General features: G+C 62.2%; 20 protein-coding genes. 14 read left to right on the forward strand and 6 right to left on the reverse strand.

All coding sequences use genetic code 11. The features are described 5' to 3' along the window. The first annotated feature begins 210 nt into the window (after positions 1-210). From colR to J3P91_RS05915, 5 genes are all read left to right on the forward strand, one after another. Positions 211-894, forward strand: a complete 684-nt coding sequence (gene colR, locus J3P91_RS05895) for a two-component system response regulator ColR (RefSeq protein WP_030142512.1) — start codon at positions 211-213, stop codon at positions 892-894. Beyond that, complete coding sequence (locus J3P91_RS05900) at positions 884-2,161, forward strand: sensor histidine kinase (RefSeq protein ID WP_305496342.1); 1,278 nt, start codon at positions 884-886, stop codon at positions 2,159-2,161. Before colR ends, J3P91_RS05900 begins: the two co-directional genes overlap by 11 nt. A gap of 123 nt (positions 2,162-2,284) precedes the next feature. Then, the gene (locus J3P91_RS05905; protein ID WP_434569588.1) at positions 2,285-2,953 is read left to right on the forward strand and encodes a class I SAM-dependent methyltransferase; all 669 of its coding nucleotides are present in this window, start codon (positions 2,285-2,287) and stop codon (positions 2,951-2,953) included. A 5-nt stretch (positions 2,954-2,958) separates the two neighbouring features. Next, a complete protein-coding gene (locus J3P91_RS05910) occupies positions 2,959-3,672 on the forward strand; it encodes a lipopolysaccharide kinase InaA family protein (RefSeq protein WP_434602982.1) in 714 nt (237 codons plus the stop codon). Then, a complete protein-coding gene (locus J3P91_RS05915; protein ID WP_305496339.1) occupies positions 3,669-3,896 on the forward strand; it encodes a hypothetical protein in 228 nt (75 codons plus the stop codon). The genes J3P91_RS05910 and J3P91_RS05915 overlap by 4 nt, the downstream gene beginning before the upstream one ends. 169 nt (positions 3,897-4,065) lie before the next feature. Here the strand turns inward: J3P91_RS05915 and J3P91_RS05920 are convergent, their stop codons facing one another. The 6 genes from J3P91_RS05920 to gap all read right to left on the reverse strand — a co-directional run bounded on the left by J3P91_RS05920 (position 4,066) and on the right by gap (position 13,188). Next, entirely contained in the window at positions 4,066-7,092 is a 3,027-nt protein-coding gene (locus J3P91_RS05920; RefSeq protein ID WP_434569586.1) for a multidrug efflux RND transporter permease subunit, read from the reverse strand. Between the two features lie 13 nt (positions 7,093-7,105). Further along, positions 7,106-8,254 carry an efflux RND transporter periplasmic adaptor subunit gene (locus J3P91_RS05925; protein ID WP_434602983.1) on the reverse strand — a complete coding sequence of 383 codons (1,149 nt, stop codon included), beginning with the start codon at positions 8,252-8,254 and terminating at the stop codon, positions 7,106-7,108. 132 nt (positions 8,255-8,386) lie between these two features. Beyond that, positions 8,387-9,484 (reverse strand): DUF1513 domain-containing protein, encoded by a 1,098-nt coding sequence (locus tag J3P91_RS05930; RefSeq protein ID WP_305496336.1) that lies wholly within the window; start codon positions 9,482-9,484, stop codon positions 8,387-8,389. A gap of 2 nt (positions 9,485-9,486) precedes the next feature. After that, positions 9,487-10,551, reverse strand: coding sequence for an imelysin family protein (locus J3P91_RS05935; RefSeq protein ID WP_305496335.1), 1,065 nt, complete (start codon positions 10,549-10,551; stop codon positions 9,487-9,489). A 29-nt stretch (positions 10,552-10,580) separates the two neighbouring features. Next, the gene (locus J3P91_RS05940; protein ID WP_434602984.1) at positions 10,581-12,008 is read right to left on the reverse strand and encodes a di-heme oxidoredictase family protein; all 1,428 of its coding nucleotides are present in this window, start codon (positions 12,006-12,008) and stop codon (positions 10,581-10,583) included. Between the two features lie 178 nt (positions 12,009-12,186). Continuing rightward, positions 12,187-13,188, reverse strand: coding sequence for a type I glyceraldehyde-3-phosphate dehydrogenase (gene gap, locus J3P91_RS05945; protein ID WP_305496333.1), 1,002 nt, complete (start codon positions 13,186-13,188; stop codon positions 12,187-12,189). Positions 13,189-13,418: 230 nt separating this feature from the next. Here gap and edd point away from each other — a divergent pair, with 230 nt between their 5' ends. The 9 genes from edd (at position 13,419) to J3P91_RS05990 (ending at position 24,526) form a co-directional block, all read left to right on the forward strand. Further along, positions 13,419-15,245, forward strand: a complete 1,827-nt coding sequence (gene edd / locus J3P91_RS05950; RefSeq protein ID WP_434602985.1) for a phosphogluconate dehydratase — start codon at positions 13,419-13,421, stop codon at positions 15,243-15,245. Beyond that, positions 15,242-16,201 carry a glucokinase gene (locus J3P91_RS05955; protein ID WP_434602986.1) on the forward strand — a complete coding sequence of 320 codons (960 nt, stop codon included), beginning with the start codon at positions 15,242-15,244 and terminating at the stop codon, positions 16,199-16,201. Before edd ends, J3P91_RS05955 begins: the two co-directional genes overlap by 4 nt. 177 nt (positions 16,202-16,378) lie before the next feature. Then, complete coding sequence (locus J3P91_RS05960) at positions 16,379-17,110, forward strand: response regulator (RefSeq protein WP_042730801.1); 732 nt, start codon at positions 16,379-16,381, stop codon at positions 17,108-17,110. Further along, positions 17,100-18,569: an ATP-binding protein gene (locus J3P91_RS05965; RefSeq protein ID WP_305496330.1), complete on the forward strand. Its 1,470-nt coding sequence runs from the start codon at positions 17,100-17,102 to the stop codon at positions 18,567-18,569. The genes J3P91_RS05960 and J3P91_RS05965 overlap by 11 nt, the downstream gene beginning before the upstream one ends. A 225-nt stretch (positions 18,570-18,794) precedes the next feature. Further along, complete coding sequence (locus J3P91_RS05970) at positions 18,795-20,054, forward strand: AGE family epimerase/isomerase (protein ID WP_434602987.1); 1,260 nt, start codon at positions 18,795-18,797, stop codon at positions 20,052-20,054. Between the two features lie 116 nt (positions 20,055-20,170). Then, a complete protein-coding gene (locus J3P91_RS05975; protein WP_434602988.1) occupies positions 20,171-21,472 on the forward strand; it encodes an ABC transporter substrate-binding protein in 1,302 nt (433 codons plus the stop codon). 144 nt (positions 21,473-21,616) lie between these two features. Continuing rightward, the gene (locus tag J3P91_RS05980; protein WP_434602989.1) at positions 21,617-22,525 is read left to right on the forward strand and encodes a carbohydrate ABC transporter permease; all 909 of its coding nucleotides are present in this window, start codon (positions 21,617-21,619) and stop codon (positions 22,523-22,525) included. Beyond that, positions 22,518-23,363, forward strand: coding sequence for a carbohydrate ABC transporter permease (locus J3P91_RS05985; protein WP_030139359.1), 846 nt, complete (start codon positions 22,518-22,520; stop codon positions 23,361-23,363). The genes J3P91_RS05980 and J3P91_RS05985 overlap by 8 nt, the downstream gene beginning before the upstream one ends. A 2-nt stretch (positions 23,364-23,365) precedes the next feature. Continuing rightward, positions 23,366-24,526, forward strand: a complete 1,161-nt coding sequence (locus J3P91_RS05990) for an ABC transporter ATP-binding protein (protein WP_434569579.1) — start codon at positions 23,366-23,368, stop codon at positions 24,524-24,526. Positions 24,527-24,627: the final 101 nt, after the last annotated feature.

Raw genomic sequence — 24,627 nt, forward strand, 5'->3', positions numbered from 1 at the left:
CCCGCTGCTGAGGGCTCTTGACCTTTGTGGGAGCGAGCCTGCTCGCGAAGGGGCGGCACATTCAACCTGGATGGCAGCTGTTCTACCGCCTTCGCGAGCAGGCTCGCTCCCACAGTGACTCGCACTGCGTATACAACCCTAGCCGTAAGCCACGCTTGGCCTTAAGCTGCGCGGGCCACGACGATTGCCCCGTGCGCAGAGGAGATGCCCATGCGAATTCTGTTGGTTGAAGACAACCGTGACATCCTGGCCAACCTGGCCGACTACCTGGGTCTCAAGGGCTACACGGTCGATTGCGCACAGGACGGTTTGTCAGGGCTGCACCTGGCCGCGACCGAACACTACGACTTGATTGTGCTGGATATCATGCTGCCGGGCATCGACGGCTATACGCTGTGCAAGCGCCTGCGCGAAGACGCCCGGCGCGATACACCGGTGATCATGCTCACCGCGCGGGACCAGTTGGATGATCGTTTGCAGGGTTTCAAATCCGGGGCGGATGATTACCTGGTCAAGCCCTTTGCCTTGTCGGAGCTGGCGGCGCGGATCGAAGCGGTCATGCGGCGTGCCCAGGGTGGTGGCCGACGCGCGTTGCAAGTCGGCGACCTGAGCTACGACCTCGATACGTTGGAAGTGACCCGGGAAGGCAAACTGCTCAAGCTCAACCCCGTGGGCCTCAAGTTGCTGGCGGTACTGATGCAGAAAAGCCCCCACGTACTGCGGCGCGAGATCCTTGAGGAAGCCCTGTGGGGCGATGATTGTCCGGATAGCGACAGCCTGCGCAGCCATGTCCACCAATTGCGCCAGGTGATCGACAAACCGTTTGAAAAACCGTTGCTGCACACTGTGCACGGCGTCGGCTATCGGTTGGCCGAGGGCCGAGATGGAGTTTAAGCAAAGCCTTGCGCAACGGATCATCATCGCTTTTGCGCTGATGAGCGCATTGGTGGCGGGAGCGTTTGCACTGGGCATCGTGGCAACGGTCCATCTGGTGGAAGAAAAGCTGATTTCCGCCGGGCTCGGAGGCGACCTGCAACGCCTGCTGTTGATGGACAGCGTTTCCGACTGGAGTCATCGTCCGGAACCCGACCAGCTGTTCTATTTCAGCGGCGGCCCGGGGGACTTCGAGTTGCCCAGGGACCTTCGTCACCTGCAACGTGGCTTTCACGAAGTCTTTCGCGAACAGCTGTCCTATCACGCGATGGTAGAGATTGTTGACGGTCGGCATTACGTGCTGTTGCAGGACCAGAGCGATTTCGAGGAGCGCGAGCGGGTGCTGTTTGCCGTGGTGCTGGTGGGCTTCGTCCTCAGTCTGGCGCTCGCGGTGTTCCTGGGCTGGGTCCTGGCACGCCGGGTGATGGCGCCGGTGGTACGTCTGGCCCGGCAGGTACGGCATCGCGACCAGTTGCTCGGGCTCGCTCCGCCATTGGCGCCGGATTATGCCGCTGATGAGGTGGGCGAGCTGGCCGTGGCGTTCGATGCCACGCTGGGCCGGTTGCGCCAGGCCCTGACCCGGGAACGGTTGTTCACCAGTGACGTAAGTCACGAACTGCGCACGCCGTTGATGATCCTCGCCACCTCCTGCGAATTGTTGCTGGAGAATCCGGCGCTGGACCAGCGTGGTCGCACCCAGGTCGAGCGCATCAACCGCGCCAGCGAAGAAATGCGCGAACTGGTGCAGACCTTCCTGATGCTTGCCAGGGCCCAACGCGAGGACAACGGCATGTCGCCTCGCTCGACGCTGGGGCAGGTCGCGGAAAACCTCCTTGGGGTGTGGCGTGCGCCGATCGAATCCAAGGGCCTGACCTTGATCTTCGAACCAGGGCAAACCACCGATACGCAGTACAACGCCACGTTCCTGACTGCCGTCATGGGAAATCTGCTGCGTAACGCCTTGCATTACACCGACCAGGGTTTTATCCGCGTCTCGCTGACCGCCACTGGATTTGTCGTCGAGGACAGCGGCGTAGGCATTCCCGAGGAGAAGCGCGAGGCGATGTTCGAGCCGTTCGTGCGCGGTAACGAAAAGCGTGGCGAGGGACTGGGGCTGGGGCTGTCACTGGTGCAGCGGATCTGCGAGGACCAGGGCTGGACCGTGAGCCTCAGCACGATGGAACCCAACGGATGCCGTTTCGAGGTGGAGTTGAACCCGAAGTCCTGAGATCGGCGGCGAAAAATCTTGAAAACATTCAGCCGTTTACATGACGAAGTTTTCACAAAGGGATGACCTGGCAGCTACAAGCCGATCCCTAAGGTGGCGCCATCAACTCTGGAGGCGCCATCGATGTCCAATCCCATCAAGCTAGCTTTTTCCGCCAAGTACGACGAGCGACATGCCCAGCAGTACCTGCGCAAACACAAGACGGGGCTGAGCCGCCGTCTTTCCCACCATCGGGACGAACAACTGGCCCGGCGCGCCTTGATGCTCGCGGGCGACCCGGGCCTGGTCCTGGACTTGCCGTGCGGAGCCGGACGTTTCTGGCCGCTGCTGGCCGAGAAAGCCGGCCGGGTAATCATCGGCGCGGACAATTCCACCGCCATGCTCCAGACGGCGTTGAAGGCACAACCGGCCGATGTCGTAAAACGGGTACAACCTTTGCACACATCTGCGTTCGACATCGCCTTGCCTGATAACGCCGTCGACAGCATTTTTTGCATGCGCCTCTTGCACCACATCGGCGAACCCGCGCACCGACTGGCGATATTGAGGGAATTCGAGCGTGTCACCCGTGACAGCGTAATCGTTTCATTGTGGGTCGACGGCAATTTCAAGGCCTGGAAACGCAAGCGCCTGGAGCGCACCCGTGGGCAGAAAGACTACCAGAACCGATTTGTGTTACCGGTCGCTACAGTCGAAGAAGAGTTTCGGCAGGCCGGGTTTCGCATTGAGGAACAGTTGGATTTCCTGCCGCTCTATGCCATGTGGCGAGTTTATGTATTACGCAAGGGGTAGCAGGCATGGTTGTACAGGTAGCAGGAGCCCAGGCGGCTTCTCGTAGTTGCTTTGACCAGATCTGGAATCAGCGTGGCGAGTGGGTGGAAGCGCCCAATACCCGGCGTGGCGGCGAAAGCGGTGTGCAGCGGATCAGCCATGATGGCGAGCTGTTTTATTCCAAGCGCCAGACCGGACACATTTACCGTAGTCTGTTGCACCCGTTCGGCCGTCCGACCGTGTTGCGTGAAGAGCGAGCGCTGTTGGCCCTGGCGGAACTCGGCGTCACGGTACCCCAAGTGGTCTTTTGCGGCGCGCAGAGAGACCCGGTCCACAAGTGGCGGGCGCTGCTGGTCACCCGCGCTCTGGACGGCTTCGAGGAAATCGGGCATTGGTATGCCGCAGGCGGCCGCGAGCGTCATGGCGAGGCGGTCCATGATCGTCTCCTCCAGGCCCTGGCCGAGAACCTCGCCCGTATGCACAAGGGACGCTGGCAGCACAGTTGCCTCTACATCAAGCATGTATTCGTGCGAGTAACCGGAGAGGGCGAGTCGGCTAAGGCCGAAGTGGCGTTGCTCGATCTTGAGAAATGTCGCCAACGGCTGACCGCACGCGGCGCGGCGTTCCATGACATGAGCCAGCTGCGGCGCCATTCGTCGTTCCAGGATTGCGACTGGGGAAAACTCGTCTATTTTTACGAGGCGGCGTTTGGCAGCGCTATCAAAGGTTTATCCCGATGAAACTAGAAATTGCTAGAGGTTTGTTTTTAGTCGGAGCCCTGGCAGTTGCATCCCTGGCGCTGGTGGTGTGGGAGCAGCCACGCTCGCAGATCCTCAGTGCCTCCACTGTCGGCGCACATTGCCCGGTGCCTCGGGTGGCCAAGGCCAGCGAGGCGATCCAGCCGGACGACGACCTGTTGCTGTTCATGTTCAGTCTGTCCCAGGGCATGCGACCGCAGAGTTGAGTGTCAGGAAGCCGAAACATGGGGGCTGTGGCGAGGGAGCTTGCTCCCGCTCGGCTGCGAAGCAGTCGTCATCCATACGACGAATAGCCTGATCCGGAATCCAGTCGGGACCGCTTCGCGGTCCAGCGGGAGCAAGCTCCCTCGCCACGGGACCCCGACCCTCATGCCCTCAGGCTTTGTCCGGCTTGGCCAGCAAGGTGTAGACACACGGCAGCACGAACAACGTGAACAAGGTGCCGATCGACATGCCGGTGGCGATGACCGTGCCGATGTCGAAGCGGCTCACTGCGCCGGCACCGGTGGCGAGGATCAACGGCACCATGCCAAACACCATGGCGGCAGTGGTCATCAGCACCGGACGCAGGCGAATCGATGCGGCCTGTTCCACTGCGTCTCGCGGACTCAAGCCTTGCTCCTTGCGCAGCTGGTTGGCGAATTCGACGATCAGGATGCCATGCTTGCTGATCAGGCCGATCAGGGTCACCAGCCCCACCTGGGTGTAGATGTTCATGCTCGACCAGCCGAGGAACAGCGGAATCAGTGCGCCGCAAATGGACAACGGCACCGTCACCAGGATCACCAGCGGGTCGCGGAAGCTTTCGAACTGCGCCGCCAGCACCAGGAAAATGATTGCCAGCGCCAGGCCAAAGGTGACCCATAACGCGCTGCCTTCCTGGACGAACTGACGCGAAGCTCCGGCGTAATCAAAGGCGAACCCTGTCGGCGCTTCCTCAAGGGCTATCTGGCGAACTGTCTCGATGGCCTCGCCCATGCTTACCGTGGGAAAGCCCGAGATCGTGACAGCATTGAGCTGCTGGAACTGGTTCAGTTGCCGCGGTCGTGCCTGGTCGCTGACCTTGATCAGCGTCGACAACGGAAGCGACTCGCCCTGGGCGTTCTTTACGTAATAATTGTTCAGCCAGTCCGGATTGTCCCGGAATGGCCGCTCGACCTGGGCGATGACCTTGTAGCTACGCCCCTCCAGCGTGAAGCGGTTGATCTCCGCCTCGCCCAGCAGTGTCGCCAGCGTGCCGCCGAGATCTTGCATCGAGACGCCCATCTGGGCGGCTTTGGCGCGATCGATGTCCACCACGACTTCAGGCTTGTCGAACGCAAGGTCGATGTCCATGAAGGCGAACTTGCCGGACTCCAGCGCACGCTTCTTGACCCGTTCGGCAATCTGCAGGAGCGTCGTGTAGTCCTTCGGCGAGTTGATGACGAATTCGAAGGGCAAGCCTTCGCCCGTGCCGGGCAGCGAGGGCAGGTTGAAGCCGAAGATCTGCAGGCCGGGCACGCTTTCCAGCCTGGCCTGGACTTCCGGGAGGATTTCCATCTGGGTGCGGCTGCGTTCGTTCCAGGGCTTGAGCAGGAAGCCGCCGATGCCCGACTGTACGCCGTTGTAGCCGTTGATCTGGAACGAAGAGTAGTACTCGGGGAATTCCTTGAAGATCGTGATGAAGTGATCGGTGTAAGCGTTCAGGTAGTCCAGGTTGGTGGTCTTCGGGGCGTTGGCCATCATGAAGATGATGCCCTGGTCCTCGTCAGGCGCCAGTTCGGACTTGGTGAACATGATCAGCACCGGAATCAGCAACAGCACGAGCACGGCGAATACCAGCACCACCGGCCGAGTGTTGAGCGTGCCGTGAAGCATGCGCTGGTAACGGGCCTTCAGGCGCTCGAAGATCACGTCCAGCCGATGGGCCAGCCCCGAGGGGTTCTGATCATGACGCAGCAGCATCGCGCACATCATTGGGGAGAGGGTCAGGGCGACGATTCCAGAGATCACCACCGCCCCGGCGAGGGTCAGGGCGAACTCCTTGAACAGCGCCCCCGTCAGGCCTTCGAGCAGACCGATCGGTGCATAGACCGCCGCCAGCGTGATGGTCATCGAGACCACCGGCATGGCGATTTCCCGCGCGCCTTCAATCGCGGCGTCGAACGGTGTCTTGCCTTCCTCGATGTGCCGGTGGATGTTTTCCACCACCACGATGGCGTCGTCCACCACCAGGCCGATGGCTAATACCATGGCCAGCAGTGTCAGCAGGTTCATGGAGTAGCCCATCAACTGCATGAAGAACATCACGCCGATCATCGACAGGGGAATGGTCACTACCGGAATGAGCACCGACCGCAGGGCGCCGAGGAACAGGAACACCACGACGATGACGATCAGCACCGCCTCGAACAGGGTCTTCACCACTTCGTCGATGGAGGCCTGGATGAACAGCGTGGCATCGTAGGCGATCTCGGCCTTGAGGTTGGACGGCAGCTGGGCCTCCATTTCCGGCATGATCTTGCGCACTTCCTTGATGACATCGAGGGGGTTGGCCCCAGGGGTTGCCTTGATCCCGATGTACACCGAAGGGGTACCACCGAAAGAGCTGATGGTGTCGTAGTTTTCGGCGCCCATCTCCACCCGCGCCACGTCCCGCAGCAACACGCGGCTGTCACCGTCAGTCTTGAGCGGGATGCCGGCGAATGCCTCGGCGGATTTGAGTTCGGTGTTGGCGTTGATGCTGGTGACCACGTACTCGCCTTTCACTTCACCAGCAGCGGAGAGAAAGTTGTGCTGGCGCACGGCGTTGGTCACGTCGGCGGCGGTCAGGCCGAAGCCTGCGAGCTTGACCGGGTCCAGCCACAGGCGCATGGCAAACACCTGGTTGCCGAGGATCTCGGCCTCGGCCATGCCCGGCAGCGTTGCCAGTTTGGGCTGGATGACGCGCGACAGATAATCGGTGATCTGTGGGTTGTTCAGCTCCTTGCTGAAGAAACTGATGTACATCAGCGCCGAGGCATCGGCTGCCTCGCGGCTGAGGACCGGGTCCTCGGCGTCCTGGGGCAGTTGGTTCTTCACCTCGTTGGCCTTGGCCAGCAGTTCGGTAAAGAGCCGGTCGCTGTTCGAACCGATGCGCGCGTAAACCGATATGACCGAGAAATTCTGGCGGCTGACCGAAGTCATGTAGTCGATGCCCTCGGCACTGGCCAGGCTTTGCTGCATCGGTTGGGTGATGTAACCCTGGATGGTCTCGGCGTTGGCCCCGGGGTAGGCGGTGGTCACCGTGATCAGGGCATTTTCCATCTGTGGATACTGGCGCAGGGGCAGCTTGCTCCAGGCCTGGAAGCCCAGCAGCACGATCAACAGGCTGACCACGGTGGCAAGCACCGGGCGGCGGATGAACGGATCGGTAAAGGCCATGGGGGTTCCTTGATCAGTCCGCGCGCGGTGGGCTGTTCTGTTCGGTCAGGGTCTTGTCGTCGCTGATGGCGATGGGCGTACCGTTGTCGAGCTTGATCTGGCCGGCAATCACTACTTCTTCGCCGCGCTGCACGCCCTTGGTCACCAGGACCTGCCCGTCACGGCGCTCACCGGTTTCGACAAAGCGCCGTTCGGCAATCAGGATCGGCTGGCCCTTGTCATCCTTCTCGACACTGCCATCGGCGGTTTTCTTCTGAGTGACCACGTACATGGAATTGCCATAGAGGGTGTAGGTCACGGCGCTCTCCGGCACGACGATACCGACGGCGACGTCCGGCAGGATGACGTTCAGGTTGGCGAACATGCCGGGCAACAGCTTGCCGTCGGGGTTGGCGAGCGTGGCGCGCACGAGCACATTACGGGTGCTGTCCTCGACCTTGGGGTTGATTGCGCTGATGGTGCCAACGAAGGTCTGGCCGGGATAGGCCGAGACGCTGACGTTGACTGGCTGGGCAACCGCCAGCCGGGGCACCGTCTGTTCAGGAACGTAGAAGTCGACGTACAGGCTGCTGAGGTCCTGCAGGGTCGCGATCACCGTGCCGCTGGCGAGGTAGTCGCCGACATCCACCTGGCGGATGCCGATGGTGCCGCTGAACGGCGCGACGATGTGTTTTTTCGCCAGCGAAGCCTTGAGCTGGTTGACCGTGGCCTGGTTCTTCTTCAATTGGGCCGAAAGCCGGTCGAACTCGCCCTTGGAAATTGCCTGGCTGCCCACCAGTTGTCGGCCACGGCCGAAATCCAGTTGCGACAGGCCAAGGTCGGCCTGGGCAGTTTCCAGCAGGGCGCTTTCGACTTCGCTGTCCAGTTGCAGGATCGGTTGCCCGGCCTTGACCTTCTGGCCGGATTCGAACTGGACCTTTTGCACGGTGCCGGCGATTTCCAGGCTCAGGTCGACGCCTTGCAACGCCTTGAGGCTGCCGACAGTGGGCAGGCGGGCTTGCCATGGCTGTTCGACGGCCTTGGCCACCGCGACGCTGACCGCAGGTTTGGGCGCAGAGAACATCTGGATCTGCTGATAGATGGAATAGGCCTTGTAGCCCGCCAGCGCCAGCACCACCAGCAGGACAACACCCAACATGATCAGCATGCGTCGTCGCAGCATGTTCCACTTCCTTGGAAAATAGCCGAGAGAAATACAGACAGGCGGGCACCTTACCTTGAGTGCCCGGAGGATTCCAATCGGTGTTTGTCGGCAATGTGTAAGGTTTTTCCCTGCGCCCTCTGCGCTTGCAGCTCAGACCAGATGCAGATGGTTGTCCCAGAGCCCCGCCGGCAGATCCAGCGGCTTTGCAACCAGTTGTGGCTGCCGACAATCGTAGTAACGGCAACGTCCCTGGCCCGAAGTCACGACAAACCCGTCGGCTACCGCGCCGACCCCGGCGCAGTCCGGCAGGGGCGCGTCGAGGCGAACCTCGCCGCTGTCCAGGTCCCAGATGAAAAAACGGTTGCCCCGTGGCGCCGTCAGGGCTACCAGGCGCAGGTCGCTGTGCACGGCGACGCTGGCGGTGTAATGCCCCATGGCTTGCAGCTGGTATTCAGGTACCGGGAACGCCTTGAACGGTTGGCCCGGACGCTTGATCGCGAGCAATTCGGACGATTCGTGGGCCGCTCCCATGAACTGCTGGCCGGTGACGATGGTGCCATCGCTGGCGATGCCCATATGGCGCACGCTGTTCATCTGCTGGGCGAGGGTTTCCTTGCTCAACAGCGTGCCATCACGGTGCATCAGCACCAGGCTCGGCTCCATGGCGTCGAGGTTCATTTCGACCCGGCTTTCGGCCTCGGTGCGGATGCCGCCGTTGGCCACCACCAGCGTCTCACCGTCGGGCAGCCACGACACTTGGTGAGGGCCGATGCCGTGGGTGGACAGTTCGCCACTGTGCACCAGCCGTTCGCCTTCGAAACGGTACACGCCGAGCAGGCCGCGTCCCGGATCGCTGGTATCGTTTTCTGTGGCGTAGAGCCATTCGCCGCTCTTGTGGATCACCGCATGACCGTAGAAATGCCGGTTCGGCAGCGAGGTGATGGTTTGCAGCAGCGTGCCGTCGCGCAAGTCGACCAGATAGCTTTCGGTGCCCGGGCGGCGGGCGACGAACAGGGCGATCGGCAGCGCCGGGTGATTGATGATGTCATGGCAGCGCTGGCCAACCTGGGTGGCGAACACCCGTGTGCCGTCCAGTCGATAGCCGACCGCGTAGTGCTTGCCGTCGGCATCGTCCCGTGCCGACAGCAGTAACGGACTCTTGTCCTTTTGCTTGAACAGCGTCCAGCCGCCCAGGGTGATGGCGCCGAGCAGCAAGCTGCCCAGCGTCAGAGCCTGACGTCGAAACATGATCAGTCACCGTCGTTGGCGTTGAAGCCCAGTTGAATGCCCAGCGCCTTGGCCAGTTCGCCTTCATGCAGGCGATGGACGACGTTGAGGCTGTCGTACAAATCGTTGAGTTGCTGGCGCCCGGCGTCGTCACCGAGCATTTCGGTCAGTGAGCGCTGGCTGCTGGCGAACAGTTTCAACGAGGCGTCGTAGGCAGCGTCGATCTTGTCGGCCAGCGGCTTCTGCTCGCTTGGCAACAAACCTCGCAAGCCTTTGTTGTCGACGCCAACCCAAACGGTCCGGGCGGCGCTCAGGCTGGCCTCAAGCCCTTGCAACGACGACTGGCTGCGCCACGCATCGGCCTGGAACGGTTGCGGCACGCCCTTGCTCTGGCGGCCCATCGGCGTGCCGAGTTTTTTCTTCAAGGTGTCCAGGGCGGTCACCTGGACCCGCAGCAGGTCGGCGATCGCTTCATGGGAATCGGCATAGCGCTGGTTCGGGAACTTGCTCATCTGGGCGAGCATGCCGTCGTTGGTGTTCCACCGCGACAGGATCTCTTCGGCCAGTTGCTTCTGGCGTTCGCCGATGGCGATCAGCAGCGGGCAGTACTTGGCTTTCTGGGCGCTGTCGGCCATGTCGATCTTTGCGTCGAACAGCAGGTATTCGTAGGCCGAGAGCCCTTGCACGACGACGCTGGACTTGGCCAGGCCGGCGGCGTCGATCTGCGGCTGGCTGTTGACCAGTTGCTCGACCTGGCGGCCCACGAGGTTTTTCTTGTCCGGCCAGAACTGTACCTGCCAGGCGCGGTTGCCCTCCGCCAGCGGCCCGATCAGCAGCGGCTGGAGTTCAGCCCAGGCTTTTTGTGCCTTGAGGAAATCGGCGCGGGCGGTTTCCAGGTTTTCCTTGCCCTGGCAGAACGCCAGGGCGCTGGTCGCCAGTTGGCGGTCGGCCTCGACCCAGCGACTGTAGGTCGGCAGGATCACCTGCTTGGCGATGGCGGCCGAGGTGACCGCTTGCGGGTCCTGGGGCGAGCAGGCACCCAGGGCGATGGCGGCGAGGCTGGTGAACAACAGCTTGGGACGGAACATGTCGGGCTCCCGTTTTTCGGAAAGTGCGTTTAAAGAGAGTTCAGGAAAGCCAACAGCGCAGCGCGCTGCTCGGCGTTGAATGCTAGAACCTGTCGCTGCGCCGCCTGGGCTTCGCCGCCATGCCAGAGCACGGCTTCGAGCAGGTTGCGGGCGCGACCGTCGTGGAGAAACTGGGTGTGGCCGTTGACGGTTTCGGTCAGGCCGATGCCCCACAGCGGCGGGGTCCGCCAGTCGCGGCCGCTGGCCTTGAATTCGCTGCGGTTGTCCGCCAGGCCTTCGCCCATGTCGTGCAACAGCAGGTCGGTGTAGGGACGGATGACCTGGTTCGCCAGCTCGGGTTCGGCGGCATTGGCGGACGTCGTGTACTTGGGGGTGTGGCAGGACTGGCAACCGGCCTGGAAAAACAGGTTCTTGCCCGCCAGCACCTGGGCCGAACCCACCTCGCGGCGGGCCGGCACGGCGAGGTTGCGGCTGTAGAACAGCACCAGCCGCAGAATGTTGTCGCTGACTTCCGGTTCGCCCTCAGGGCCGTTGCCGTTGGGCGCGCGCTGGCAATCGAGCTGGGCCTGGGTGCAGTCGTCGAAGGGCCGCAGGCTGGTCGTCAGGCCCATGTCGCCGGAGAACGCATGGACGTTCTGTTGATTGAGGTTCGGTTGTCCGGCCTTCCAGCCGAAGCGCCCCGGCACGGTTTTTTGCTGGACGTCGTCCCAGACCATGTTCGGGCGACCGGCGATGCCGGTGTTCTCCCGCGCCTGGGACTCGGCATTGGCCAGGATGGCTGCATCGGGGATGGCCTCGAGCAGACCCAGGCCGATCATCGGCGGTGCGACACGGGCCGAAAATCGTGTGTCGGGGTGCATCGGGCCATAGCCCAGCTGGGTGATCTGCAGGCTCGGCTTGCGCAATTCGACGACGGTGCCGTCCTCGAAGCGCACCGGGACGGGAGAGTAATCGACCCTGACCTTGCCTTCCGGCGCGACGCCCGGCACGGACATGTCCTGCAATTGCCCGCCGTAGACCGGCTCCGGTACGACGCCGAGTTGTTCGATGAGCTTGGCGTAGGGCGGCGCATCGGGGATCGACAGGCGTACCAGCATCGACACCGCGCTGCTGGCATCCGGTGCCGGCGGATGGCCGCGACCGTCCTTGATGTGGCAGTTCTGGCAGGCGTTGGTATTGAACAGGGGGCCGAGGCCGTCCCGGGCGGTAGTGGTCGAGGGCGCGATTACCCAGGGACTGCGGAAAAAACTGTTGCCGACGCTGAAGTCCACGCGCCGCGAGGGCGGCAGATTGGCCGAGGGCAGCGAGAAGGCGTTCTGGTCGGCCTTGCGTACTGTCGCGCTGCCGCCGGATCTGGCTTCGCCGGGCTCGGCCTGGGTAAAACGCGGGGCGTCATCGCAGGCCGTCAGGCCCAGGGCCATGAACAGAGCGCACAAGCGAAGAGGCAACGACAGCATTGGAAATCCTGCGGGACGAGTGAAACGCGGGCGCAAAGTCTAACAGGGTGGGGGAGTTTGAATAAGAGGAATTATCGTTTGGTTCGAGGCCGATGCTTCAACCGCGTGGCGGTGGACGGCCTTTTTCGACTATCGCCCCCAAGGGAGCAATAGTCGAGGCACACGCAGCTATCGGGGATTATTCGGCGTTGCACAGCGCCAGGCAGTTATCCAGCATGCGGTTGGAGAAACCCCATTCGTTGTCATACCAGGCCAGTACCTTGAGCAGCTTGCCGCTGGCCTTGGTGTGGTTGGCATCGAAGATCGACGACAGCGGGTTGTGGTTGAAGTCGCTGGAGACCAGCGGCAGGGTGTTGTAGCCAAGGATCTTCGAATGCTGGCTGGCCTGCTTGAGCAGCGCGTTGACCTCATCGGCCGAAGCTTCGCGCTTGAGCTGCACGGTCAGGTCCACCAGCGACACGTTGATCACCGGCACGCGCACGGCCATGCCGGTCAGCTTGCCCGCCAGCTCCGGCAGCACCAGGCCTACCGCTTCGGCGGCGCCGGTCTTGCTCGGGATCATGTTCTGGGTGGCCGAACGGGCGCGGTACGGGTCGCTGTGATAGACGTCGGTCAGGTTCTGGTCGTTGGTGTAAGCATGGATGGTGGTCATCAGGCCGCTTTCGATACCCAGCTCGCGGTGCAGCACCTGGGCCACCGGGGCCAGACAGTTGGTGGTGCACGAAGCGTTGGAAATGATCTGGTGGGACTGGCGCAGGATGTCATGGTTCACGCCATACACCACGGTCGCGTCGGCGCCCTTGGCCGGGGCCGAGATGATCACCTTGCGGGCGCCGGCGCTGATGTGCGCGGCGGCCTTGGCGCGGTCGGTGAACAGGCCGGTGCATTCGAACACGACGTCGATCTTTTCGGCGGCCCAGGGCAGTTCGGCCGGGTTGCGGATGGCACTGACCGCGATGCGGTCGCCATTGACCGTCAGGCTCTCGTGATCGTGCTGCACGTCGGCATCAAAGGTGCCGTGGACGGTGTCGAACTTGAGCAGGTGAGCATTGATCGCGCTGTCACCTAGGTCGTTGATGGCGACGATCTGCAAGTCGCGACGATAGCCTTGGGTATACAGTGCACGGAGGACGTTGCGGCCGATGCGGCCAAAACCATTGATTGCGATTCGAAGAGTCATTAACTGCGCCGCCGTCGATTTGTTGTTGGAATTACAAGATTATTCGCATAAAAATAGAAAACAAGCCTTTTTAGTGGCAATATTTTGTTTTATCTACAACGAGTGACCTGAATCAACTGGTCCGATTGGTCAGAAACCGTCTGTCGCCCTGTCTTTCCTGCGGCGTGCAAAGGGCTTCTAACCAGCATAGACAATCAGGTCGCCACATCCGTTAGCCTGGAGTTCTACACATGCATCCCCGCGTACTTGAGGTCACCGAACGGCTTATCGCCCGCAGTCGCGCTACTCGCGAGGCTTACCTTGCACTGATCCGCGGTGCAGCCAGCGACGGTCCGATGCGCGGCAAGCTGCAATGCGCCAACTTCGCCCATGGCGTTGCCGGTTGCGGCACTGAAGACAAACATCACCTGCGGATGATGAACGCCGCCAACATCGCTATCGTGTCGTCCTATAACGACATGCTCTCGGCCCACCAGCCGTACGAAACCTTCCCGGAACAAATCAAGAAAGCCCTGCGCGAGATCGGCTCGGTCGGCCAGTTCGCCGGCGGTACGCCAGCCATGTGCGATGGTGTGACCCAGGGCGAGGCGGGGATGGAGCTGAGCCTGCCGAGCCGCGAAGTGATCGCGTTGTCCACGGCGGTGGCGTTGTCCCACAACATGTTCGACGGTGCCTTGATGCTGGGCATCTGCGACAAGATCGTCCCGGGCCTGATGATAGGCGCGCTGCGCTTCGGTCATCTGCCGACGATCTTCGTGCCTGGCGGGCCGATGGTCTCGGGCATTTCCAACAAGGAAAAGGCCGATGTGCGCCAGCGCTACGCCGAAGGCAAGGCGACCCGCGAAGAGCTGCTGGAGTCGGAGATGAAGTCCTACCACAGCCCAGGTACCTGCACGTTCTACGGCACCGCCAACACCAACCAGTTGCTGATGGAAGTGATGGGCCTGCACTTGCCGGGCGCCTCGTTCGTCAACCCGAACACGCCACTTCGCGATGCCCTGACCCGCGAAGCGGCGTTCCAGGTGACGCGCCTGACCATGCAGAGCGGCAACTTCATGCCCATCGGCGAAATCGTCGATGAGCGTTCGCTGGTCAACTCCATCGTTGCGCTGCACGCCACCGGTGGCTCCACCAACCACACCCTGCATATGCCGGCCATCGCCATGGCGGCGGGCATCCAGCTGACCTGGCAGGACATGGCCGACCTCTCCGAAGTGGTGCCGACCCTGAGCCACGTCTACCCGAACGGCAAGGCCGATATCAACCACTTCCAGGCGGCGGGCGGCATGTCGTTCCTGATTCGCGAACTGCTGGAAGCCGGCCTGCTCCACGAAAACGTCAACACCGTGATGGGCCATGGCCTGAGCCGTTACACCCAGGAACCGTTCCTGGAGGACGGCGAACTGGTCTGGCGCGATGGCCCGACCGAAAGTCTCGACGAAAGCATCCTGCGTCCGGTAGCCCGGGCTTTCTCGCCGGAAGGCGGGTTGCGGGTGATGGAAGGCAACCTGGGCCGGGGCGTGATGAAGGTCTCGGCCGTGGCTCTGGAAAACCAGGTCGTCGAAGCCCCGGCCATGGTGTTCCAGGACCAGCAGGACCTGGCCGATGCGTTCAAGGCCGGTCTGCTGGAGAAGGATTTTGTCGCGGTGATGCGCTTCCAGGGCCCGCGCTCCAACGGCATGCCGGAGCTGCACAAGATGACGCCCTTTCTCGGCGTGCTGCAGGATCGCGGGTTCAAGGTAGCGCTGGTCACCGACGGGCGCATGTCCGGCGCATCGGGGAAAATCCCGGCGGCCATCCATGTCAGTCCCGAAGCCTATGTCGGCGGCGCGTTGGCTCGGGTGCGCGAGGGCGATATCATCCGTGTCGATGGCGTCAAAGGCACCTTGGAATTGAAGGTGGACGCCGAGGAATTCGCCGCGCGCGAACCGGCCAAGGGCCTGTTGGGCAACAACATCGGCACCGGTCGCGAGCTGTTCGGTTTCATGCGCATGGCCTTCAGCTCGGCAGAGCAGGGCGCCAGCGCCTTCACTTCTGCCCTGGAGACGCTTAATTGAAACTGGCTTTGGTCGGTGATATCGGTGGGACCAACGCACGTTTCGCGTTGTGGAAGAACCACAACCTGGAAAACATCCAGGTGCTGGCGACGGCGGATTACGCCTGCCCGGAAGATGCCATCAAGGTTTACCTGAGCGGCATGGGCATGGTGCCGGGTTCCATCGGCTCGGTGTGCCTGTCGGTGGCCGGTCCGGTGAGTGGCGATGAGTTTCGCTTCACCAACAATCACTGGCGCTTGAGCAACCTGGCGTTCTGCAAGACTTTGCAGGTGGAGAAGCTGCTGCTGGTCAACGATTTCTCCGCCATGGCCCTGGGCATGACCTGCTTGCGTCCCGATGAATACCGGGTCGTCTGCCAGGGCACGCCGGAGCCGATGCGCCCGGCGGTGGTGATCGGCCCGGGCACGGGGCTGGGCGTCGGTACGCTGCTGGACCTGGGCGAGGGCCGTTTCGCGGCGTTGCCGGGGGAGGGCGGGCATGTCGACCTGCCGATGAGCAGTCCGCGCGAGACCCAGCTCTGGCAGCACATCTACAACGAAATCGGCCACGTCAGCGCCGAAACGGCACTGAGCGGCAGCGGTCTGCCTCGTGTGTACCGGGCGATCTGCGCGGTGGACGGCCATGAGCCGGTGCTTGATACCCCCGAGTCGATCACCGCCGCCGGCCTGGCCGGCGACCCGGTCGCCCTGGAGGTGCTCGAACAATTCTGCCGTTGGCTGGGGCGCGTGGCGGGCAACAATGTGCTCACCGTGGGCGGGCGTGGTGGCGTGTACATCGTCGGCGGCGTGGTCCCGCGCTTTGCCGATTTTTTTGTCGAGAGCGGCTTCGCCAGATGCTTCGCCGACAAGGGCTGCATGAGTGATTATTTCAAAGGCATTCCGGTCTGGCTGGTGACGGCGCCGTATTCCGGCCTGATGGGCGCGGGCGTGGCGTTGGAGCAGTCCTCCGCAGTTTGAGATGTAGCCCCTTGTGGGAGCGAGCCTGCTCGCGAATGCGGTGTATCAGCCAGCACTTATGGCGACTGACACACCGCTTTCGCGAGCAGGCTCGCTCCCACAGGGGGTGTGATGTGTTTGTAAAACCCGTCCATCAGGCATAATCGCCCCCAATTCAAACAACAAGGACGAGGCCCCGTGAGTTCAGTGAACAAATCGATTTTGCTGGTCGACGACGACCAGGAGATTCGCGAACTGCTGGACACTTACCTCAGTCGCGCGGGTTTCCAGGTGCGTACCACCCCCGATGGCGCCGGGTTTCGCCAGGCCCTCAACGAGGCGCCGAGCGACCTGGTGATCCTCGACGTGATGCTGCCCGACGAGGACGGCTTCAGCCTTTGCCGCTGGGTTCGCCAGCATCCGCGCCAGGCCCATGTGCCGATCATCATGCTCACCGCCAGTTCCGACGAGGCCGATCGGGTCATCGGCCTGGAGCTGGGGGCGGATGATTACCTGGGCAAGCCGTTCAGTCCTCGCGAATTGCAGGCGCGCATCAAGGCCTTGCTGCGACGGGCGCAGTTCGGCCAGGAGCGATCCGGCGGCGAAGTGCTGGCCTTCGATGAGTGGCGGCTGGACATGGTCAGCCACCGGCTGTTCCATGCCGATGGCGAAGAGGTGATCCTGTCGGGTGCCGATTTTGCCTTGCTCAAGCTGTTCCTCGATCATCCACAGGAAATCCTCGACCGCGACACCATCGGCAACGCCACCCGAGGGCGTGAATTGATGCCGCTGGACCGGATTGTCGACATGGCGGTCAGTCGCTTGCGCCAGCGCCTGCGCGATACCGACAAGCCGCCGCGATTGATCCGCACGGTGCGCGGCAGCGGTTATCAACTGGCGGCCAGTGTGGTTGCCAGCAATGGTCATTGAGGGAATCCGCAAGATTGCCCGACGGGTGCCCGTGCCGCGCTCGTTGCTCGGACGGATGCTGCTGCTGACGCTGCTGGTGGTGCTGTTCGCCCAGACGCTGTCGAGCCTGATCTGGGTTTCGCAACTGCGCGCCACGCAGCTCGAAGGCCTGGTCACCAGCGCCCGCAGCCTGGCTCACTCGATGACCGCCACCGTGACCTACCTGCGTTCGCTGCCGGTGGCCTATCGGCCGTTGGTGCTGGACCAGTTGCGCAGCATGGGCGGCACGCGGTTTGTCGTTACGCTCAATGACAAGCCGCTGGGCATGGATGTGCTGCCGGTCACGCCGCGCAAACTGGCGGTGCTCAAGGCCGTGGACGATGTGCTGCGCCGCTCCCTGGGCAATAACGCCGACATCTCCGTCAAGTTTGTCAGCCCCGAAGACCTGCGGATCTTCAACGGCGGGCTCAAGCTTGATGAGCTACCCCGTTCGTGGGCTCACTACGCCCTGACGCTCGAGCCGGTGAACCCGCCGGTACTGGTCACGCAGATCCAGATGGCGCCGGGCGAATGGCTGTACATCGCCTCGCTGCTGCCCGAACCCTATACCAGTCTCGAAGAGCAGGACCTGCCCAAGCAGCAGGTGGGCTTCATCGTGCTCACCAGTAGCCTGTTGCTGTTGTTCATCGGCTTGCTGGTGCATTGGCAGAGCCGGCCGCTCAAGCGCTTGGCCCGTGCCGCGCGGGACATGTCCCTGGGCGCTGAAGTGGAGCCCGTGGCCGAGGGCGGCGGCAGCGAAGTGGTGGAGGTGGGGCGTGCGTTCAATGCCATGCGCGAGCGTATCAGCCGCTACCTGACCGAGCGCAGCCAGTTGTTCAGCGCGATTTCCCATGACCTGCGCACGCCGATCACCCGCCTGCGGCTGCGGGTCGAGTTGCTCGAGGATGAAAATCTGCAGGCCAAGTTCGGCCGCGACCTCGACGAGCTGGAGCTGCTGGTCAAGGGCGCGCTGCAATGCGTCAAGGACACCGATATTCACGAGAACATCGAGCCGGTCGACCTCAATCATGTGCTCGATTGCCTGGTGGAGCCTTACCTGGCGCCCCACGGCAACGGCCGGGTGACCCAGGATGGCCGGGCGTTGGCACCGTACCCCGGCAAACCGCTGGCCCTCAAGCGCTGCATCGGCAACCTGATCGACAACGCCTTGAAATACGGGCAGAGGGCCCACTTGCACATCGACGACGATGAAAACGCCTTCATCCTGCACGTTGACGATGAAGGCCCGGGCGTACCGGAACAACGCCTCGAACAGGTCTTCGAACCGCACTTTCGCCTGGCCGGGCAGCAGCAGGGATATGGCCTGGGGTTGGGCATCGCGCGCAACATTGCCCACAGCCATGGCGGCGAGGTGAGCCTGCAGAACCTGCGCGAGGGCGGGTTGCGGGTGACGTTGCAGTTGCCTCGCAGTGTGGATTGATTAGACCGCGTTATCGTTCATCGCGAGCAAGCTCGCTCCCACAGGGGATTTGTGAACGCCGAAGATCCAATGTGGGAGCGAGCTTGCTCGCGATGGCGTCAGTCGTCTCGATACTTCTCTCAGCTGAATGTCACAAGCCGGTGACATAACTCGCCCCTTTCGTTACCTGCCACCCATCCCGCCTTGTTTAGACTCCCTGCGTCAAACAACAAAAAAGGTACCTCGATGGACACCTTCCAACCGGCGTTCAGCAGTTGGCTGAATGCGCCTGCCCATCAGCAATGGCTCGCTGCCGAAGGTTTGCGGCTGCTGGCGTTCGCCAAGGCTTCGAAGCTGCCGTACGGTTTTGGCAACCTGGACGAGCTGGGTCGCCTGCCGGCCGGTGCGCGGGCCGAGACCATGAACACCGCACGCATGACCCACAGCTTCGCCATGGCCCACATCCAGGGCCTGCCGGGGTTCGCCGAGCTGGTGGATCATGGCGTCCAGGCCCTCGGCGGCCCGCTGCGCGATGCCGAACATGGCGGCTGGTTCGCCATGGCTGATCCCGATGCCAGCGACACCGGCAAGGCGGCTTACCTGCATGCTTTTGTGGCCCTGGCCGCCAGCTCCGCGGTAGTCGCCCAACGCCCCGGCGCCGAGGCATTGCTCAAGGAAGCGGTGCGGGTTATCGACGAGCATTTCTGGTGTGAAGAAGAGGGCGCCCTGCGCGAGTCCTTCAACCGCGACTGGAGCGAGGAGGAAGCCTATCGCGGCGCCAACAGCAACATGCACGCCACCGAAGCCTTCCTGGCCCTGGCCGACGCCACGGACGACCCGCGCTGGTTGGCCCGCGCGCTGCGTATCGTCGAGCGGGTCATCCATGGTCATGCGGCCGCCAACGACTACATGGTGGTGGAGCATTTCGACCGCGACTGGCAACCGCTGCGCGAGTACAACCAGGACAATCCCGCCGATGGCTTCCGCCCCTACGGCACCACGCCCGGTCATGGTTTCGAATGGGCGCGGCTGCTGCTGCATCTGGAAGCCGCGCGCGTGCAGATCGGCATGCTGACACCGGGCTGGCTGGCCCAGGATGCGCAGAAACTTTTCGATCAGAATTGCCGCCATGGCTGGGACATCGATGGCGCGCCCGGCATCGTCTACACGCTGGACTGGGACAATCGCGCCGTGGTTCGCCATCGCCTGCACTGGGTGCACGCCGAAGCGGCAGCGGCGGCCAGTGCCTTGCTCAAACGTACCGACGAGGCGCAATACGAAGTCTGGTACCGGCGCTTCTGGGAGTTTTGTGACAAACATTTCATCGACCGCTGCAACGGCAGCTGGCATCACGAGCTGGACCCGCAGAACCGCCCCAGCGCCGATATCTGGCCGGGCAAACCGGACCTTTATCACGCCTGGCAAGCGGTGCTGATACCACGCTTGCCATTGGCGCCGAGCATGGCGTCGGCCCTGGCGCGATTATCCGATCCTGCACCTGTGTAACCATGTCGTGACATACACGCGTCCCTTCGTTACCTGCGAAGGGATTGCCCCTGATTAGAATCCATGCAGCGCAAGCATCAGACTTGCATGCATAACAACAAGAAAGGTACTTCTAGATGAATGCGATTTCTCGCCTCGCTACTGTCATTTCTCTTGCTTCCTTGCTTCCCGTCGCAGCATTCCCCGTCAGCGCCCTGGCCGCCGAATCGAAAGGTTCCGTGGAAGTCGTCCACTGGTGGACGTCGGGTGGTGAAAAAGCCGCGGTCGATGTGCTCAAGGCCCAGGTAGAAAAAGACGGCTTTACCTGGAAGGACGGCGCTGTCGCCGGCGGCGGCGGTTCCACCGCCATGACCGTGCTCAAGAGCCGTGCCGTGGCCGGCAACCCACCGGGCGTAGCCCAGATCAAAGGTCCGGACATCCAGGAATGGGCGTCCACCGGCCTGCTTGATACCGACATCCTGGAAGACGTTGCCAAAGCGGAGAAGTGGGACAGCCTGCTCGACAAGAAAGTCTCCGACACCGTGAAGTACGAAGGTGACTACGTCGCCGTGCCGGTGAACATCCACCGCGTCAACTGGCTGTGGATCAACCCGGAAGTCTTCAAGAAAGCCGGCATCACCAAGAACCCGACCACCCTCGAAGAATTCTACGCTGCCGGTGACAAGCTCAAGGCCGCGGGCTTCATTCCCCTGGCCCACGGCGGCCAGCCATGGCAGGACAGCACCGTGTTCGAAGCGGTGGTGCTTTCGGTGATGGGCGTCGATGGCTACAAGAAAGCCCTGGTCGACCTGGACAACAAGGCGCTGACCGGTCCGGAAATGGTCAAGGCGCTGACCGAGCTGAAAAAGGTCGCGACCTACATGGATCCCGATGGCAAGGGCCAGGACTGGAACCTGGAAGCGGCCAAGGTCATCAATGGCAAGGCCGGCATGCAGATCATGGGTGACTGGGCCAAGAGCGAGTGGACCGCGGCCAAGAAAGTCGCCGGCAAGGACTACGAGTGCGTAGCGTTCCCGGGCACCGACAAAGCCTTCACCTACAACATCGACTCCCTGGCGGTGTTCAAGCAGAAGGACGCAGGCACTTCGGCGGGGCAGCAAGATATCGCCAAGGTCGTGCTGGGTGAGAACTTCCAGAAAGTCTTCAGCATCAACAAGGGCTCGATCCCGGTGCGTAATGACATGCTGGGCGACATGGCCAAGTACGGTTTCGACTCGTGCGCCCAGACCGCCGCCAAGGACTTCCTGGCAGATGCCAAGAGCGGCGGCCTGCAACCAAGCATGGCGCACAACATGGCGACCACGCTGGCGGTGCAGGGCGCGTTCTTCGATGTCGTGACCAACTACATCAACGACCCGAAAGCCGACCCGGCCGATGCTGCCAAGAAGCTTGGTGCAGCGGTTCAGTCTGCGAAGTAATTAGCGCCGCGGTCCCTTGTGGGAGCGAGCTTGCTCGCGATAGCGGAGTGTCAGGCAGCAAATGAGTGAACTGACACACTGCCATCGCGAGCAAGCTCGCTCCCACAAAGGGAGGCCCTTGTAACCTAGTTTTTGGATTTTCCCATGAGTTCTGTTGCTGTGTTCAGCAAGGCCTCGCCGTTCGATGCATTGCAGCGCTGGCTACCAAAACTGGTGCTGGCGCCGAGCATGTTCATCGTCCTGGTGGGCTTCTATGGCTACATCTTGTGGACGTTCGTCCTGTCGTTCACCACATCGACCTTCCTGCCTACCTATAAATGGGCCGGCCTGGCGCAATACTCACGGCTTTGGGACAACGACCGCTGGTGGGTGGCGAGCAAGAACCTGGCAGTCTTTGGTGGCATGTTCATTGGTATCACCCTGGTGATCGGCGTGCTGCTGGCGGTGTTCCTCGACCAGCGTATTCGCCGCGAAGGGTTCATCCGCACCATTTACCTGTACCCGATGGCGCTGTCGATGATCGTCACCGGTACCGCCTGGAAATGGCTGCTCAACCCGGGCATGGGCCTGGATAAATTGTTGCGCGACTGGGGTTGGGAAGGCTTCCGCCTGGACTGGCTGATCGACCCCGATCGCGTGGTGTACTGCCTGGTGATCGCTGCCGTATGGCAGGCCTCGGGTTTCATCATGGCGATGTTCCTGGCCGGCCTGCGGGGCGTTGATCAATCGATCATCCGTGCCGCGCAGATCGATGGCGCGAGCATGCCGCGCATCTACTGGAAAGTGGTGCTGCCAAGCCTGCGTCCAGTGTTCTTCAGTGCCGTGATGATCCTGGCGCATATCGCGATCAAGAGTTTCGACCTGGTGGCGGCGATGACAGCTGGTGGTCCGGGGTATTCCTCCGACCTGCCTGCCATGTTCATGTATTCCTTCACGTTCAGTCGCGGCCAGATGGGCATGGGCTCGGCCAGTGCAATCCTGATGCTCGGTGCGATCCTCGCGATCATCGTGCCTTACCTGTATTCCGAGCTGAGGGCCAAGCGTCATGACTAGTCTCGCTGCGAAACCTTCCATCAGCCTGAGCCGCATCGCGATCTACGCAGTGTTGATTCTCGCGGTACTGCTTTACCTGGTGCCGTTGGTGGTCATGCTGTTGACCAGCTTCAAGACGCCGGAAGACATCAGCACCGGTAACTTGCTGAGCTGGCCGACCGTGGTCAGCGGCATCGGCTGGGTCAAGGCCTGGGCCACGGTCAACGGCTACTTCTGGAACTCGATCAAGATCACCGTGCCGGCCGTGCTGATTTCCACCGCCATCGGCGCGTTGAACGGTTATGTGCTGTCGATGTGGCGCTTCCGTGGCTCGCAGTTGTTCTTCGGCCTGTTGCTGTTCGGCTGCTTCCTGCCGTTCCAGACCGTGCTGCTGCCGGCCTCGTTCACCCTCGGCAAGATGGGCCTGGCCAGCACCACCACCGGCCTGGTGTTTGTCCATGTCGTCTACGGCCTGGCGTTCACCACGCTGTTCTTCCGCAATTACTACGTGAGCATCCCCGACGCGCTGGTGAAGGCCGCGCGCCTCGACGGTGCCGGGTTCTTCACGATCTTCCGGCGGATCATCCTGCCGATGTCGACGCCGATCATCATGGTCTGCCTGATCTGGCAGTTCACCCAGATCTGGAACGACTTCCTGTTCGGCGTGGTGTTCTCCAGCGGTGACTCCCAGCCCATCACGGTGGCGCTGAACAACCTGGTCAACACCAGCACCGGGGCCAAGGAATATAACGTGGACATGGCGGCGGCGATGATCGCCGGGCTGCCGACCCTGCTGGTCTATGTGATCGCAGGCAAGTATTTCGTGCGCGGCCTCACGGCTGGCGCGGTCAAGGGGTAATCATGGCTACGCTTGAACTTCGCAATGTAAACAAGACCTACGGCGCGGGCCTGCCCGACACCTTGAAAGACATCCAGTTGTCGATCAAGGAAGGCGAATTCCTGATCCTGGTCGGCCCTTCGGGTTGCGGCAAATCGACCCTGATGAACTGCATCGCCGGCCTCGAGACCATCACCGGTGGCGCGATCATGATCGGCGACCAGGACGTCAGCGGCATGAGCCCCAAGGATCGCGACATCGCCATGGTGTTCCAATCCTACGCGCTGTACCCGACCATGAGCGTGCGCGAGAACATCGAGTTCGGCCTGAAGATTCGCAAGATGAAACAGGCGGACATCAACGAAGAAGTGGCGCGAGTGGCCAAGCTATTGCAGATCGAGCACTTGCTCAACCGCAAGCCCGGGCAGCTCTCCGGCGGGCAGCAGCAGCGTGTCGCGATGGGCCGGGCCCTGGCGCGGCGGCCGAAGATCTACCTGTTCGACGAGCCGCTGTCCAACCTCGACGCCAAGCTGCGGGTCGAGATGCGCACCGAAATGAAACTGATGCACCAGCGCCTGAAGACCACCACGGTCTACGTGACCCACGACCAGATCGAAGCCATGACCCTGGGCGACAAAGTGGCGGTGATGAAGGACGGGATCATCCAGCAGTTCGGTACGCCGAAGGACATCTACAACAACCCGGCCAACCTGTTCGTGGCGAGTTTCATCGGTTCGCCGCCGATGAACTTCATCCCGCTGCGCCTGCAACGCAAGGACGGTCGCCTGCTGGCCTTGCTCGACAGCGGCCAGGCCCGTTGCGAGTTGCCGCTGGGCATGCAGGACGCCGGGCTGGAAGATCGCGAAGTGATCCTCGGCCTGCGTCCGGAGCAGATCGTCCTGGCGGGCAACGAGCCAAACGGTTTGCCGACCATTCGCGCCGAAGTCCAGGTCACCGAGCCCACCGGTCCGGACACCCTGGTGTTCGTCAACCTCAACGACACCAAGGTCTGCTGCCGTCTGGCACCGGACGTGGCGCCGTCGCCGGGAGAGACCCTGACGTTGCAATTCGATCCATCGAAAGTGCTGCTGTTCGATGCCAAGTCCGGCGAGCGCCTGGGCGTGGCCGCGCAACCGTCGATGGAAGCCCGGGCCGACAATGTGGCGCAGTTCAAAGGCCGCTGATGAACAAAGGTGGGGGCAGCAAGCCTGCTTCCACACAAAAGGAGTATGCGATGGGTGGGGACATTCATCGCAATCGTTGTAAACCGCGTTAGATAAAAACA

It is taken from the genome of Pseudomonas sp. Z4-7 (assembly GCF_051131965.1).
Taxonomy (GTDB): Bacteria; Pseudomonadota; Gammaproteobacteria; order Pseudomonadales; family Pseudomonadaceae; genus Aquipseudomonas.

What these genes read in the sequence shown, in the direction of transcription:
- colR (WP_030142512.1), top strand. Translation starts at nt 211, where the DNA reads ATGCGAATTCTGTTGGTTGAAGACAACCGTGACATCCTGGCCAACCTG.
- J3P91_RS05900 (WP_305496342.1), top strand. Translation starts at nt 884, where the DNA reads ATGGAGTTTAAGCAAAGCCTTGCGCAACGGATCATCATCGCTTTTGCG.
- J3P91_RS05905 (WP_434569588.1), top strand. Translation starts at nt 2,285, where the DNA reads ATGTCCAATCCCATCAAGCTAGCTTTTTCCGCCAAGTACGACGAGCGA.
- J3P91_RS05910 (WP_434602982.1), top strand. Translation starts at nt 2,959, where the DNA reads ATGGTTGTACAGGTAGCAGGAGCCCAGGCGGCTTCTCGTAGTTGCTTT.
- J3P91_RS05915 (WP_305496339.1), top strand. Translation starts at nt 3,669, where the DNA reads ATGAAACTAGAAATTGCTAGAGGTTTGTTTTTAGTCGGAGCCCTGGCA.
- J3P91_RS05920 (WP_434569586.1), bottom strand. Translation starts at nt 7,092, where the DNA reads ATGGCCTTTACCGATCCGTTCATCCGCCGCCCGGTGCTTGCCACCGTG.
- J3P91_RS05925 (WP_434602983.1), bottom strand. Translation starts at nt 8,254, where the DNA reads ATGCTGCGACGACGCATGCTGATCATGTTGGGTGTTGTCCTGCTGGTG.
- J3P91_RS05930 (WP_305496336.1), bottom strand. Translation starts at nt 9,484, where the DNA reads ATGTTTCGACGTCAGGCTCTGACGCTGGGCAGCTTGCTGCTCGGCGCC.
- J3P91_RS05935 (WP_305496335.1), bottom strand. Translation starts at nt 10,551, where the DNA reads ATGTTCCGTCCCAAGCTGTTGTTCACCAGCCTCGCCGCCATCGCCCTG.
- J3P91_RS05940 (WP_434602984.1), bottom strand. Translation starts at nt 12,008, where the DNA reads ATGCTGTCGTTGCCTCTTCGCTTGTGCGCTCTGTTCATGGCCCTGGGC.
- gap (WP_305496333.1), bottom strand. Translation starts at nt 13,188, where the DNA reads ATGACTCTTCGAATCGCAATCAATGGTTTTGGCCGCATCGGCCGCAAC.
- edd (WP_434602985.1), top strand. Translation starts at nt 13,419, where the DNA reads ATGCATCCCCGCGTACTTGAGGTCACCGAACGGCTTATCGCCCGCAGT.
- J3P91_RS05965 (WP_305496330.1), top strand. Translation starts at nt 17,100, where the DNA reads ATGGTCATTGAGGGAATCCGCAAGATTGCCCGACGGGTGCCCGTGCCG.
- J3P91_RS05970 (WP_434602987.1), top strand. Translation starts at nt 18,795, where the DNA reads ATGGACACCTTCCAACCGGCGTTCAGCAGTTGGCTGAATGCGCCTGCC.
- J3P91_RS05975 (WP_434602988.1), top strand. Translation starts at nt 20,171, where the DNA reads ATGAATGCGATTTCTCGCCTCGCTACTGTCATTTCTCTTGCTTCCTTG.
- J3P91_RS05980 (WP_434602989.1), top strand. Translation starts at nt 21,617, where the DNA reads ATGAGTTCTGTTGCTGTGTTCAGCAAGGCCTCGCCGTTCGATGCATTG.
- J3P91_RS05985 (WP_030139359.1), top strand. Translation starts at nt 22,518, where the DNA reads ATGACTAGTCTCGCTGCGAAACCTTCCATCAGCCTGAGCCGCATCGCG.
- J3P91_RS05990 (WP_434569579.1), top strand. Translation starts at nt 23,366, where the DNA reads ATGGCTACGCTTGAACTTCGCAATGTAAACAAGACCTACGGCGCGGGC.